Genomic DNA, 13,791 nt, shown 5'->3' on the forward strand with positions numbered 1-13,791 from the left:
TTTCTCCGGAATTCGGGGTCTTATAATTTGGGCCCGGGGCCAAGTCAACGCGCGGAAACGGCTGCTGCGGCCGATCTTGAAGAACGTGCAACGGGTTCACGCACAGCTTCACACCGTCCCTCTCTCGATTGTTGCGACGATCGGCTTTAGCCTCAACCCATACGAGCGCGTCGTGTTGCGCCACTTTCACTTACAACTTTTGGAAAACGTTCATGCCGAAGGACATTCCCAATGCCGCCTCCGAAAGCCAGAACATCGAAACGGATTTCTGCGTTATCGGCGCGGGATCGGGTGGTCTTGCTTTTGCGGCAGCGGCGGTGGCCTTCGGCCAACGTGTCGTCCTGATCGAAAAGCATAAAATGGGTGGCGACACCCTCAATTATGGAAGCGTACCGTCGAAAGCTCTCCTGGCTACGGCGAGGCGGGCCAACACCATGCGCACCGCATCGCCGTACGGCATTCGCGATGTCGAGCCTCTGATCGACTTCGCCGGTGTGCGCGAGCACATCAAAAGTACGATCGCGCGCGCTGCGCCGAATGCGTCGCCTGAGCGTTTCGCCGGGCTCGGCGTTCGTGTCATCGCCGCCGCGGCCAAGTTCGTCGACAAGTCGACCGTTACTGCGGGTGACTTTCGCATCACCGCGCGGAGGTTCGTCATTGCCACCGGTTCCTCGCCCGTCATTCTGCCGATACCGGGGCTTCAGGATGTCCCCTATTTCACCAACGAAACGATCTTCGAGAACGCCAAGCCGTTAGCGCATTTGATCGTGATAGGTTCCCACGCGACCGGACTTGAACTCGCGCAGGCGTATCGCCGTCTCGGGTCTCAGGTGACGGTTCTCGAAGCCGGACGGGCGCTTGGTGACGAAGACCCCGAGCTTGCCGCTGTTCTGCTGACAAAACTCTACGACGAGGGCGTTGCAATTCGCGAGGGTGTGCGTGTCACGCGCGTCGCAGGTGAGCAGGGGCGTATCGCCGTCGAGATCGAGACGCCCGATGGACCAGAGAGAATAGAGGGGAGCGATCTGCTTATCGTCGCCGGACGGAAATCCAACGTCGCCGATCTGGGTCTTGAAGCCGCGGGCATCAAGTCGACGAGCGATGGGATCAAAGTAAATGCCGGGCTCAGGACACGTAATCGGCGTGTCTATGCCATCGGAGACGTCATCGGCGGTCCGTTGTCGTCACACGCCGCCGCCGAGCATGCCGAGGTCGTTCTTTGGCGCACTCTGTTTCGCCTTCGTGCCAAGGCTGCAGGCCGTGCTTTGCCGCGCGTGGTCTTCACCGAACCGGAGCTTGCCCACGTCGGCCTTTCGGAAACCGAGGCGCGGGCCAAGTATGGTAAAATCCGCGTGCTGCGCTGGCCGTACCATGAGAACGACCGGGCGCAGGCTGAACGTGAAACGGACGGACACATCAAGGTCGTAACGTCGAAACGCGGCGAAATCCTTGGGGCCGGGATCGTCGGCGCGCAGGCGGGCGAACTCATTCAGATGTGGGCACTTGCCATTTCGCAGGGATTGAAGATCAAAGCGATGACCGAATGGGTTTCGCCCTATCCAACCTTGTCGGAAATTAACAAACGCGCCGCGTTTCGTTACTTTGCAACATCTCCCAGCAATCCTTATGTGCGCAAAGTCATCGCATTGCTGGCGAAGCTCGGCTAATCATCTCGGGCAATGGAAGTTCTCAAATCGGTGCAGCGCGCGATTTTCAACGGCAACGGACAGCACGGAGACGACGAGGCGCCGAAGACCTCGGCCTCTGCAGGCCCTTGGCGCGCCTTGAAGCGTTTTTGGGAAAGCCGCGGCCTGCCGTCGAAGCTGATCGCGCTGACGGCGGTTTTTGTGCTTGCCGCCGAGGCGCTCATCTTTCTGCCGTCGGTTGCAAACTATCGTGTGACGTGGCTTCAGGAGCGCCTGACAGCGGCGCAGCTTGCGGCGCTTGCCTCCGATGCGTTTCCCGGCGGCCAAGTGCCTTCTGCGTTGCGCGCCGATCTTCTACAGACAGCGGAAGTGCGTGCGATCGCGTCTCGCCGGCAGGGCGAGCGGCGTCTCGTGCTCGCTCCCCAAGGCGATCTGACGATCGACTATGTTTACTATCTGCAGCCGGAGCCCGATTCATTCTGGGAAGGGCTCGGGCTTAAATTCGAGCAGATGAAAGATGCGATCACAACCATGTTCGGCAACGGCGGCCGGACCATTCGTGTCGTCGGGCACGCCGGACCAGACAACGCGGATCTGATCGAGATCGTCATTCCGGAAGCGCCGCTCCGCGCCGCGATGATGCGCTACGGACTCAACATTCTTTGGTTGTCGATCATTTTGTCGGTGCTGACGGCGGCGGTCGTCTATTTCGCGCTCAGCCGGCTGTTCGTGAAGCCGTTGACACGACTGACGAGAAGCATGCTGCACTTCTCCGAAAACCCTGAGGATGCGAGCCGCATCATGCCGGAGACGGGGCGCATGGACGAGATCGGCGTTGCTGAGCGCGAGCTTGCGAGCATGCAGCGGCAGCTTTCGGGCCTGCTGGCGCAGAAAAACAGATTGGCTCAGTTGGGGCTCGCGGTTTCCAAGATCAATCACGATCTGCGCAACATGCTCGCGAATGCGCAACTCATTTCAGACCGCCTTGTCGATATTCCCGATCCGACCGTGCAGCGTTTCGTGCCGAAGCTTATCGCATCGCTCGACCGCGCTATTCATTTCTGCAATTCGTCGCTGCAGTTCGGAGGTGTCTCCGAGGCGGCGCCACGCCGCGAGCTGATACCGTTGAAACCGCTCGTTGAAGAAGTGGCAGACAGTCAGGGTCTGCCGCGTGAAGGCGCTGTCGCCTTTGTCGACTTGGTCGATGCCTCACTTCTTATCGACGCGGATCATGAGCACCTGTTTCGTGTACTGAGCAATCTTGTGCGCAATGCGATGCAGGCGATCGAGAGCGCCGAGGGCAAGACCGATGGTGAGATTCGCGTCGTCGCGCGGCGTGAGGGCCGCAAGGTCCTCGTCGATGTGACCGACAATGGCGCCGGAGTTCCGCAGAAAGCACGCGAAAATCTGTTCAAGGCTTTTCAGGGTTCGACGAAGAAGGGCGGCACAGGCCTTGGGCTGGTGATCGCGGCCGAACTCGTGCAGGCCCACGGCGGCATGCTGACGCTCGTCGATAGCGCCAAAGGGGCGCATTTCCGCATCGAGCTGCCCGACCGGTCCGTCGATTGACGAGTTTGAGCTTTAACGAGTCACGACGGGCACCTGGGGCGGGCGGATTTGACCGATGGCCGAAGGTTGCGAGAGGTCTTGCGCTCCCGGGCATGACCCACTAGAGAGGGGGGCTTCTCCGCCCCGGTGTTCGCCGGGACCGGGCCGCACGGCCCCGATGTAGCGGAATGCGCCCGTAGCTCAGCTGGATAGAGCACCAGACTACGAATCTGGGGGTCAGGAGTTCGAATCTCTTCGGGCGCGCCATTCCTAAACAAAAGATAGAACTCCGGGCGCAGTATTTTCGAGCCCTCGCGAAGCCGCCCTGGCCAGGGCGGACTTGGAGCCTGATATGCGGATTTCCTTGTCTTTGACGCAGACCTCGCGGACTGCCAGCCGTGTATAGGCTTGCCTCGGTTGGGGTGGTCCATTCCGTAGCTTATCTTTCAGCAGGACGGCCAGCTGCGCGATTTTCTCTGGCGTGATGGTCGGTTCGCCACTCGCCACACGCTTCTGCAGATCGGCAACCTCGGCGGCGAGCTCATCGCGCCGAACCGCTCGATAAGGCGCTCTTTGAGACTCGCGTCTTCGGCCTCCATAAGACCTTGCTCGACGAGGGTCAGGAGACGGGTGATGGCGGCTTCGGCTTCCTTGTGGGATTGCCTGAGGCGGCTCAGCCGTTCCTTGCTTTCGGCCGACCGGTTGTTCGCCGATTTCAAATAAGTCTTCAATAGATCGCCCAAGCGCTCGGGCTGCAGAATGCGGGCGCTCAGCTGGTCGATGATGATCTCGTCGAGCCGATCCATGCGGATGCGTAATCCCCGGCAGATACCGTCCCTTCCCTCGCGGCGCATCCTTCTTGCGCGAACCGCCGACGCCGACCAGGATCTGCACCTGTCTGCATTCCGCGCGTAAGCGGACACGACATCGACTTCGTTCGAATGATGCTCCTGACCCTAAGCCGACATTAGTCTGACGACAGCCTGCTAGGAACGTGAGCTATGAGTTCGCTGTATCACCACCTTTCACAATCGCGGCAAACAGCTTCAGCAGGATACCGCATGAAAGTTCGGTGGCGGCCAAGCCTCACCTAGGTTCCTTCCGCCTCTGCATCACGCGCAGTCGTCAGTCCCCATGCGGAATAAAGGCAACATGGGCGACCTTGCTCTCGACCGTTGTCACACCTTCAACGCCTTGCAGTAAACGGACGGCATCGACGATCATCTGTTCATCGGTCGTTGCTCCCGTGAGCAGGATCTTGCCGCCCAAAACATGCACATCAAAGCAATTTTGATTGGACCTGGGGCCGAACCGGCGATCCATGGCAGCCCGCGCGCGAAACAGAATGAGCTGGTCCAGAAGAACGTTGCGGGATTGCTCGCTCTCTTGAAATGTGGAGCTCTCTGCGAGGCGAACGATATGTTCGACGCAGTCCGCGACCGGAACCCGCGCGGAATTGAGCACGATCGCATAGAGCGACGGATCCTCCCAGTCGATGCCGAAAAGCCTTTGCATTGTTCCATTATGAGCGGCGTCGCTTCGCTCAATTTCCCGCCGCGCGTTTGTGGCGATGCCAACGCCGAGGCGCTCGATCAAAACCCTTTCGCGAAATAACATCGGCGCGCAGATACGGACGCATATGACATGCGGTACCGACTTCAGGAGGTAAGTGGCACCCCAACCCCTGATCAGCACATTTCCCTTTGCAGCAAGCTCCAGGATTTCTTGGGCCGTGTACCGGGACATTCGCTTGCGATCGAGTGTCCACCGCTCCATCAACGACGTCTCGCCCTCGAGAAATCGATGCACCTCGCTTTCGGGCATGCCGGCTCGTTCGGCGATGTCGTGCTCGACAATCTCATGGTGAACAATAGCAAGCCCCAATTGATTTGCGAGGCCCGCCGCAACTTCGCTTCCGCGCGTTGCCATTTCGCGCGTCATGGCAATGACAGCCATCGTGTCCTCCTTTGCGGGATCTCGTGCCGGAGGATGCACACTTGCAGGGCCGGCACTTGACGCAGCGTTGCGAATGCTTTGCGTTCGCGCTCGTCGCCCAAAGGATGAAAAATTTTAGGCCGTTGTTGCCCCCATCGCAACTCCAACGGAGCGTGTTGGCAAGATCACCGACGATCCGCCCGGCTATCGGACTTACATCGACGTGGTGCTGCATTGCGAGAACGCCAGCACAATCAACCAATTTTCAAATCGGGACGGTAGCGCCCTTGAACCCGTTGGACGATCAATTACCTCAAGTACATGAACGCGAATCTCCATGATAGGGTCGCGATGCCAATCGAAGGGGTTGGCAATGGATAAAAGCAAAACATCGCAAGCGATTGGCAGGACTCGCTTAACGTACTGCCCGCCCTTCTTTAAGCGCAATAGACAATGACGTATGTCGTCGACGAGAGATGCATCAAGTGTAAGACCACCGATTGCGTCGAGGTCTGTCCGGTCGATTGCTTCTACGAAGGGGAGAACATGCTCGTCATTCATCCGGATGAGTGCATCGACTGCGGGGTATGCCGACCAGAGTGCCCAGTCGACGCCATCAAACCGGACTCCGAACCCGGTATGGAGAAGTGGCTTAAACTCAATAGTGAATACGCGCTGAAGTGGCCAAACATCACGATCAAGAAGGACATGCCGAAGGACGCGCGCGACCATTGGGACGAGACAGGGAAATTCGAAAAATATTTTTCGCCCAATCCGGGTGCAGGCGACTGAGCTGGTGGAGCAGCATGGTTAGCGCTCCTCGCCTGAGCCTTTGACCAAATGTCCCAGCAGGTCTATCGGAATTGGGAAAACGACCGTGGACGAGCGTTCGCTGGCGACGTCGTGCAGCGCCGCGAAATAGCGCAGCTGCATCGCCTGCGGCTCCTGCGCCAGGATGCGACCGGCCTCGACGAGCTTCTCTGCCGCCTGTTGCTCACCCTCGGCGTTAATCACCTTGGCGCGCCGCAACCGCTCGGCCTCAGCCTGCTTGGCGATGGCACGCACCATGCTCTCGTTTAGGTCGATGTCCTTGATCTCGATGTTCGTCACCTTGATGCCCCAGGAGTCGGTCTGTTGGTCGAGGATCTCTTGGATAGCGGCGTTAAGTCGATCGCGCTCCGTCAGCATCTCGTCGAGTTCGTGTTTGCCGAGGACGGAGCGCAGCGTCGTCTGTGCGAGCTGGCTGGTGGCTGCCATGAAGTCCTCGACCTTGATGATGGCCCGCTCAGGATCGATGATTCGGAAATAGAGCACGGCGTTGACCTTGACCGATACGTTGTCGCGCGAAATGACATCCTGTGGCGGCACGTTGTGGACAACGACCCGGAGATCGACCTTCACCATCTGCTGGACGAAGGGTATGAGGATGATCAGGCCAGGCCCCTTGACCCCGGTGAAGCGGCCGAGCGTGAAAACCACGCCGCGCTGATATTCGCGCAGAATGCGGATCGCCGCGAACAGAAAGACGACAGCGATGATGGCGAGGAGCAGGTAAGGCAGATAATCGAGTGTCATCGAGGCTCTCCTTGAGTGGCCGTTGGGTCCGTCCGACGCCGCACCATCAGGGTGAGGCCATCGATAGTCGCGACCTCGACCATTTCGCCGGGGGTGAAGGGTTCGTCGCCGCGGGCCTGCCAGCGTTCGCCATTGGCACGCACGTGGCCTGCCCCGGCCCGCCAGTCGAGGATCTCGGCCGGGAGGCCATGCATCGCCTCACCGCCGACGCGTGGCGGCCGGCGGCGGACGCGCCAAAGCGCCTGGCCGACGAAGATGACAAGGATGAAAATCAGGACTGCTGTGAGATCGATCATTGCCGGCGATAGACGGAAGCCTGGCGCCTCGACCTTGAGGAGCATCGCCGTGCCGAGCAGGAAGGCGGCGAGGCCGCCGAGGCCGATGACGATGGTAGGGTTGAATGCCTCAATGGTCAGGAGGATCAGCCCGAGCAGCATCAAAGCGAGACCTGCATAGTCGATTGGCAGCAGGTTGAGCGCGTAGAGCCCGAGAAGTAACGCGATGGTACCGATAACGCCGGGCGCGACCGCTCCGGGGCTGGTGAATTCGAAGATTAAGCCATAAACGCCGATCAGCAGCAGGATCACGGCTACGTTCGGGTCGGTAATGACCGAGAGCAAGCGCACGAGCCAGTCCGGCTGAAACGTCTCGACGACAAGTCCACGTGTCGCGAGTGACCGCGGTGCGCCGCCCACCACCGTGACGGTACGGCCGTCGATTTTCGCTAACAACTCTGCTGTGTCACCGGCAATGAGGTCGATCACGCCAGCTTGCAGTGCGGCGTTGGCCGATAGGCTCGCGGCCTCGCGCACGGCCTTCTCCGCCCAGTCGGCGTTGCGGCCGCGCAGCTCCGCCAGGCTGCGGATGAAGGCGACTGCGTCATTGGTCATCTTCGCCGTCATCGCGTCAGGCGGCGCAGCAGGAACCGTGCCCTTGTCGCCCTTGTCAGGCTGGCCTGGAAGGCCCGGAATGGGCGCGCCAATCTCAACCGGTGTTGCGGCGCCGAGATTGGTCCCGGGCGCCATGGCAGCAATATGCGTCGCGTAAAGGATGTAGGTACCGGCGCTCGCGGCATGGGCACCTGACGGCGCGACGTAGCCGACGACCGGGATCGGTGAGGAGAGTACGTCGGCGATAATCTCGCGCATACTGGTGACGAGACCGCCAGGCGTATTAAGGCGCAGAATAACAACTTCAGCACTGCGCTCGCCCGCGGTCGCTAGCGCCTCCTTCACGTATCGTGCGGTAGCGGGGCCTATTGCACCGTCGATATCGATTTCAAAGGCAAGCTTAACGGAACCGGCCTTGTCGGCCGCAACGGGCGGCGAGAAGGCCGCTACGGCAGCGGCGAGACCCGCAGCAACAAGAAGGGGCGCGCGGAATTTCACGCTCTAAACTCCCTCTCGAAGATTTGGGGTGTGAGCGCGCGGCATTCCAGATACCAATGCATTCCAGATACCAATATTGATCCCTGCTCCAGCCCAAAGTATTCGGTGCCACTTCCCGAGACCTGTACTGTGCCGGTTGAGCCCGACAGAGCCTGATGCATCAACGGGTCCGTGTGATTTGGTCGGCGCCATTTTTACATATTCAAATCAGCGACACCGGATTCTTCGCAGCTTCTCTAGGCTGGTGCGTCGAAATTGCGCCAAAGTCTAAAGCACCCCTGCATATAAAGTGATGCCGTGCCGACCTTCTGCTTGGGTCAAGACGTCAGTCAGTCGAGGCCCCAATAGAAATAAATTAACTGGCAAAAGGCGTTGATCACAGACCGTTCACCGGCTTGCAAATGCGAACTGGTCGACGAAAGGAGAACCACCGTGAAATGCCTATCTATCGCCATTCTTGTGCTCGCTCTGACTGCGGGCATCGCTGGCGCCGAGGAAAGAATTGCCGCCACCCTCTACAAGAAACCCGGCTGTCAATGTTGCGAGACCTACGCGAACTATCTTCGCGAGAATGGCTTCGACGTCACGGTGTTGGAACGCCCGAAAATGTCAGGGGTTACGCCGCAGTCCGCCGTACGCAAAGACCTCGAGGGTTGCCATTCGACGGTGATCGGCAAGTACGTGATCGAAGGCCATGTCCCGGTTGGTCCCATCAAGCGGCTACTCGCCGAAAAACCGGATATCAAGGGCATCTCGCTTCCCGGTATGCCGCAAGGTTCGCCGGGTATGTCGGGCATCAAGCAGGGTCCATTCGAAATTCTTTCCATCACCGGCAAGGACGGCCCAGCACCGGTTTACACGAAGGAATGATCTAAACGGCGAAGATCAAAACAGAGTCCACAGAGAGGTTCGCAACCCAAAAAGTACGGACTGCTGCGGAGTGTAACTGGGGCGCGGTCGTTGTGCACGCGCTGGCGACGCGCAAAGGCATGGGCGGGCAGAATGGCGCCGGTTTTCCGATCGTGAGATGCAGATGCGAAGATCCCGTGCCGCTGCCGTGCTTTGCGATGATCCAGGGCTTTGGTTCCTGATTTCGAAGACTGGTTTTAGGAAAGCGAAGTGATCGCGATCTGATTGACGGCATAGCCGGACGACTTTGACAGAGCCGATTGCGTCTCGATAGCACATACCGGCATCGATTATATCGCATTACGATGTATGTCGATTTATACGCCCGTCTTCGCGGCGTTCAGAGCCGGCATCTCAGAAAAATGAATCTCAGACATGCTTGAGAGAAGTCGCGTTCATGACTGTGCCATCGAAGTACAGTTTTGGTGTCGATACGTCTGAAGATGGGCAATTTTTTCGCGTTTTTCTCCGTAGGCGGAATGATGCTGCCGGGAGAAGGCGTTCTTCAGAATGGACACTCGGCTTTCGTTGCCATGTACCGCCCGATTGGCCGGAGTCGAGTTCCACTAAAACAGAAAGGACAATTCTCGGTGACAACCTCAAGTGCAAGCCCGCTCGTTACAGCCGATTGGATCAAGGATAATCTTAACAATCCGAAGATCAGAATCTTCGAAGTCAGCGTCGATCCTGAAGTCTATAAGCGCGCGCATATTCCAAGTGCCGTCAACCTCGATTGGCACGTCGATCTTGTCGATACCGTGAACCGGGACATCGCCTCGCGCGATAAGTTCGAAAAATGCTTGCGCAAGGCCGGTGTAAACAAAGACACGACGATCGTTATCTACGGCGATCATAACAACTGGTTTGCAGCATGGGGTGTCTGGATTCTTGACATTTATGGGCTCGGCAACAACGTGAAGCTGCTCGATGGGGGCCGCAAGCTTTGGGAGGCTCGTTCGCTTCCTGTCACCGCAGACGTGCCAAGCTTTTCCGAATCCTCAATCGTCTTGCCCGAACGCAATGAGCGCTTGCGGGCCCGCCTCGTCGACGTTCTGGCGATTGCGGAGGGCCGGGCCGCCGGCCGGTTGATCGATATCCGTTCGCCCGACGAATACAGCGGCAAGATTTTCGCGCCGGAAGGCGTCAAGGAATTGTCCATTCGTGCCGGACACATCCCGGGTGCCGAAAACGTTCCGTGGGGTACGATCGTGAACGACGACGGCACGTTCAAGCCGGTCGACGAAATCCGCGCCATCTATGCCGCAAAGGGTGTCGACGGTTCGCAGCCCGTCGTGACCTACTGCCGGATCGGAGAGCGGTCGAGCCATTCATGGTTCGCATTGAAGCGAATCCTGGGCTACGATGTCCGCAACTATGATGGGTCATGGACCGAATACGGCAACGCCGTCGGGGTGCCGGTGACCAATAAGAGCGGAACGATCTGGCTCGGCAAATAAATCGTTGAAACGCGGGGGCGGGCGACGGCCCCCGATTGACGTCGGGGCGCTCGACGCGCCAACCATGTCGGGATCTGATCGGCGACAGCTAAAAGGGCACCCATTCGTGGTTTATTCCGAGAATCTCATTCATGCCGTCGGCAACACGCCGTTGATCAAGCTGCGGCGAGCCTCGGAGGAAACAGGGTGCACGATTCTCGGCAAAGCCGAGTTCATGAATCCCGCGCAGTCGGTCAAAGACCGGGCCGCACTTTTTTTGATTGAGGATGCGCTTGAGCGCGGAGCCATCCAGCGTGGCGGCGTCATCGTCGAGGGGACGGCGGGAAATACAGGAATAGGTCTGGCGGCGCTCGGTTCGGCGTTCGGACTGCGCACGGTCATCGTCATGCCCGATACGCAATCGATAGAAAAAAAGGATGCGGTACGCGCGCTCGGTGCGAAGCTCGTCGAAGTGCCGGCTGTGCCCTACGCGAACCCCAACAACTATGTCCACTACTCGCGCCGCTTGGCGGAAGCGCTTGCGAAGACGGAGTCGAAGGGAGCCGTATGGGCGAACCAGTTCGACAACGTGGCTAATCGCGACGGGCACGCCCGAACGACTGCGGAGGAAATCTGGCAGCAAACGGGCGGCAAGGTCGATGGCTTCGCTTCCGCCGTCGGGACGGGGGGAACACTCGCGGGAATTGCTCTCGGACTCAGATCGCGAAGCGCATCCGTGAAGATCGCCCTCGCGGATCCGCCCGGCGCCTCGCTCTATTCCTACTACACGCGCGGCGTTCTCGAAGCCCACGGATCGTCGATAACCGAAGGCATCGGTCAAAGCCGCATTACCAGAAACCTCGAAGGCTTTTCACCTGACTTCTCATTTGAAATCCCCGATACCGACTCGATCCCCCTGGTGCATCGACTCGTCGTCGAGGAGGGTCTTTGCCTTGGCGGCTCCAGCGGGGTCAATATTGCAGGAGCCGTGGCGCTCGCCCGCTCGCTGGGGCCGGGTCATGTCGTCGTGACGATGCTCTGCGATTCCGGGACGCGCTATCAGTCGAAGCTGTTCAACCCGTCGTTTCTCGCGTCCAAAGATCTGCCGGTCCCCGCGTGGCTCTCGGCGGAGGACGTCAGCGTGCCGGCGGTGTTCGCGTAAGCCCCCGCAAGCGCCCTCCTCTCCGCCGTTCGATCTGCTCGGCGCGGCCAGCAGTAGGCAGTTCGTGCCGCTTTGGCGCACGTGTTTTCCGACCGGAAACCTAAGCTCGAAATTGGGCCAGCCATATACCTGACGGCAATATTTGCCGCCGAAGCTGGGATCAGCAAATATTCGCCGAAGTCATTCCAGGGAAAGAACGGTCATGAGAGGGATAGCGCTTGTCTTCTTTGCCTCGATGGCAATGGCAGGCTCGGCAATGGCCGGAGATACGTACGGACGTGGTCATGGCAACGGCGGCCGGGGTTGGGGTTGGAATTCGGGTCTCAACGTGTTCGTTGATGTGCCGATGACCGGCGCCGCCGCGGGAGTTCCTGAAGACCCGCGGAACGATTATTGCCGCGAAGCGCGTCACAGTTGCTTTGGCCAATGGGGTGTCGATGAGCCCGGCTATGGCCGCTGCATGCGGCGCAGTGGATGCTAAGGGACGCTTGAGTTCAAACGCTTTGCTTCAAGGCCGGAAAAACGAGTTCCCGGCCTTTTTCATTTGAAGGATGTCCGTCATTGGAGGAGCGTTCCTGCTCCGGATCATTGATCTGCCTTCTGTCCGGTGATCTCGTTCCACTTTGCTCCGAGCTGCTTTTTCAAATCCTCGACCTTTTTCGAGGCTTCGTCGGTTTTTGCGGTGAAGGCTGCTCGAGCCGCAGTGTAATCGGCGTCAGAAAGCTCGAACTCTGTCATGAATGGGCAGCCCCCGTGACTGAGTTGAGGTGCGAGATAGCGAACGCGCACGGTGTTGGCTGTCGCGCCAGGACCGACCTTCATGATGACCGAGTCCTTGTCCATTCGGCACTTTTCGCCCTTCGCGATCTTCTTCATATCGATGGTGACGAACTTGCCGTTTTCATTGAGTAACGTAACGCCCATCGTGCTCGGGATGAATGCCATTTCGATGCTGCTGGAATCCTCGGCGTGCGCCGCGAGGGGGACGGCGAACAGCGCGAGTGCAATGATCGTGGCTATGGATTTCATCTGCGTGGTCCTTGTGGGATGCGTTGAAAACGAAGGAATGCTTAGTTAGGCGTCCTGCGGGATTCTACAATCTCGATGTTAGACGCCACGACGCGAAGCATTGAGATATTCTCGCGGCGGGTTCATCGCTTTCCGTACGAGTTCGACGCAAAGTGCGTATATCGTCACAAGTCCGGCCTTCGGCCGCCAAGATCCTGACCTGATTGATGAAATATTATGTGTTTCGCCGGTGTTCCATCGATTTGGAATTCGGCGGCCGTGTCGCGCCGGGCGAAAATGCATTCGGCGCTGGGGATACTTCACCAGAAATTTTCGTCGTGATTTCGAGAAACATCAAATTCGCTGTAAATTAAACGCGGGCACACTTAGTGGGGACATTCGCCGATGATCGAATGGGCAAATAGAGAGCTATCGACACTTGAGGGACAACTCGCATTTTGGAAGTCGGGCGTCGCGCGCCTGGTCAACGGCCCCTATGACAACGATACCATTACCAAGTCCGTTATCGACACGCTCGAAAAGCATGTTGCCGAGTGGCGCGAGTTAATGGCTCGGCATGACATTCCCGTTCAGCAACTTCTGCCGTCGGACAGGGAGCATTAGACCTTAGGCGGCGCAAATTGAGTCTGGTGCTGCACGGCTCCGGACTACGCGGCGTCCAGAACGGCCAGGGGCCCGGCAGGGGGGATGCCGGGCCCCTCTATCGAAGCGGCGCGCTTGAGGGGTGAGGGACAGCGCACGTCTTCGATGAATCGTCCTCAGCGGCGCGAAGCAAGCACCGTGGAATTTGGCGTCACGGTTTCAGCCTTGCGAAATCGGATAGGCGTGTGCTGTTCAAGATCTCGATCTGGTATGCGCCGCGCAGGCGAATGACGTTCTGTCGTATCAACTCGCTGAAGCACTGTTCCAGAGCAGCCATCGAGATGCCGAGGTGGAAGGCAATCTCCGCATCCGAACGTCTCACTTCGATGATGTTATCATCTCTGGCGTCCTTGTTGCGATGCTCATGGTGTTGGAGGAACGCTGCGAGCCTCCCGATGTGTGAGGCGTATTTAATGAATTGCGGTGGCGGCTCCTTGCTTTTCAGGGGTATCAGTTTGGCCATGTCCTGAGGGGTCTGCATTGGTAACTCCTGCTAAGCTTGCGCACGGTCGAGCTTCGCG

At 58.8% G+C, this 13,791-nt stretch carries 14 protein-coding genes and 1 tRNA gene; 9 read left to right on the forward strand and 6 right to left on the reverse strand.

All coding sequences use genetic code 11. The annotated features are described in order from the left end of the window. Positions 1 to 212: 212 nt before the first annotated feature. From HYPDE_RS17510 to HYPDE_RS17520, 3 genes are all read left to right on the forward strand, one after another. Positions 213 to 1,667: a dihydrolipoyl dehydrogenase family protein gene (locus HYPDE_RS17510; RefSeq protein WP_015599884.1), complete on the forward strand. Its 1,455-nt coding sequence runs from the start codon at positions 213 to 215 to the stop codon at positions 1,665 to 1,667. Positions 1,668 to 1,679: 12 nt separating this feature from the next. Further along, positions 1,680 to 3,215: a sensor histidine kinase gene (locus tag HYPDE_RS17515; RefSeq protein WP_015599885.1), complete on the forward strand. Its 1,536-nt coding sequence runs from the start codon at positions 1,680 to 1,682 to the stop codon at positions 3,213 to 3,215. A 169-nt stretch (positions 3,216 to 3,384) separates the two neighbouring features. Continuing rightward, positions 3,385 to 3,461: transfer RNA gene (locus HYPDE_RS17520), tRNA-Arg, on the forward strand. A 179-nt stretch (positions 3,462 to 3,640) separates the two neighbouring features. Here the strand turns inward: HYPDE_RS17520 and HYPDE_RS17525 are convergent. Continuing rightward, entirely contained in the window at positions 3,641 to 4,000 is a 360-nt protein-coding gene (locus tag HYPDE_RS17525) for a hypothetical protein (protein WP_015599887.1), read from the reverse strand. A gap of 319 nt (positions 4,001 to 4,319) precedes the next feature. Then, the gene (locus tag HYPDE_RS17530; protein WP_041320624.1) at positions 4,320 to 5,150 is read right to left on the reverse strand and encodes a cytidylate kinase-like family protein; all 831 of its coding nucleotides are present in this window, start codon (positions 5,148 to 5,150) and stop codon (positions 4,320 to 4,322) included. 432 nt (positions 5,151 to 5,582) lie between these two features. On the opposite strand from HYPDE_RS17530, the gene fdxA reads away from it, so the two are divergent. Further along, positions 5,583 to 5,921: a ferredoxin FdxA gene (gene fdxA, locus HYPDE_RS17535; RefSeq protein WP_015599889.1), complete on the forward strand. Its 339-nt coding sequence runs from the start codon at positions 5,583 to 5,585 to the stop codon at positions 5,919 to 5,921. Positions 5,922 to 5,939: 18 nt separating this feature from the next. Here fdxA and HYPDE_RS17540 read toward each other — a convergent pair whose 3' ends face one another. Both HYPDE_RS17540 and HYPDE_RS17545 read right to left on the reverse strand, forming a co-directional pair. Then, positions 5,940 to 6,704, reverse strand: a complete 765-nt coding sequence (locus tag HYPDE_RS17540; protein ID WP_015599890.1) for a slipin family protein — start codon at positions 6,702 to 6,704, stop codon at positions 5,940 to 5,942. Next, the gene (locus HYPDE_RS17545; RefSeq protein WP_015599891.1) at positions 6,701 to 8,092 is read right to left on the reverse strand and encodes an NfeD family protein; all 1,392 of its coding nucleotides are present in this window, start codon (positions 8,090 to 8,092) and stop codon (positions 6,701 to 6,703) included. The genes HYPDE_RS17540 and HYPDE_RS17545 overlap by 4 nt, the downstream gene beginning before the upstream one ends. Positions 8,093 to 8,524: 432 nt before the next feature. On the opposite strand from HYPDE_RS17545, the gene HYPDE_RS17550 reads away from it, so the two are divergent. The 4 genes from HYPDE_RS17550 (at position 8,525) to HYPDE_RS17565 (ending at position 12,080) form a co-directional block, all read left to right on the forward strand. Further along, on the forward strand, positions 8,525 to 8,962 hold the full coding sequence (locus tag HYPDE_RS17550; protein ID WP_015599892.1) for a DUF411 domain-containing protein: 438 nt from the start codon (positions 8,525 to 8,527) through the stop codon (positions 8,960 to 8,962). A gap of 482 nt (positions 8,963 to 9,444) precedes the next feature. Then, entirely contained in the window at positions 9,445 to 10,458 is a 1,014-nt protein-coding gene (locus HYPDE_RS17555; protein WP_015599893.1) for a sulfurtransferase, read from the forward strand. Positions 10,459 to 10,522: 64 nt separating this feature from the next. Further along, a complete protein-coding gene (locus HYPDE_RS17560; RefSeq protein ID WP_051112026.1) occupies positions 10,523 to 11,599 on the forward strand; it encodes a cysteine synthase A in 1,077 nt (358 codons plus the stop codon). 202 nt (positions 11,600 to 11,801) lie between these two features. Further along, complete coding sequence (locus HYPDE_RS17565; RefSeq protein ID WP_144061309.1) at positions 11,802 to 12,080, forward strand: hypothetical protein; 279 nt, start codon at positions 11,802 to 11,804, stop codon at positions 12,078 to 12,080. A 104-nt stretch (positions 12,081 to 12,184) separates the two neighbouring features. Here HYPDE_RS17565 and HYPDE_RS17570 read toward each other — a convergent pair whose 3' ends face one another. After that, positions 12,185 to 12,628 (reverse strand): hypothetical protein, encoded by a 444-nt coding sequence (locus HYPDE_RS17570; protein ID WP_015599896.1) that lies wholly within the window; start codon positions 12,626 to 12,628, stop codon positions 12,185 to 12,187. A 384-nt stretch (positions 12,629 to 13,012) separates the two neighbouring features. Here HYPDE_RS17570 and HYPDE_RS17575 point away from each other — a divergent pair, with 384 nt between their 5' ends. Then, a complete protein-coding gene (locus HYPDE_RS17575) occupies positions 13,013 to 13,231 on the forward strand; it encodes a hypothetical protein (RefSeq protein ID WP_015599897.1) in 219 nt (72 codons plus the stop codon). 190 nt (positions 13,232 to 13,421) lie between these two features. Here the strand turns inward: HYPDE_RS17575 and HYPDE_RS17580 are convergent, their stop codons facing one another. Further along, positions 13,422 to 13,751 carry a helix-turn-helix domain-containing protein gene (locus HYPDE_RS17580; RefSeq protein ID WP_041320626.1) on the reverse strand — a complete coding sequence of 110 codons (330 nt, stop codon included), beginning with the start codon at positions 13,749 to 13,751 and terminating at the stop codon, positions 13,422 to 13,424. Positions 13,752 to 13,791: the final 40 nt, after the last annotated feature.

This window comes from Hyphomicrobium denitrificans 1NES1, from assembly GCF_000230975.2.
Lineage (GTDB): Bacteria > Pseudomonadota > Alphaproteobacteria > Rhizobiales > Hyphomicrobiaceae > Hyphomicrobium_B > Hyphomicrobium_B denitrificans_A.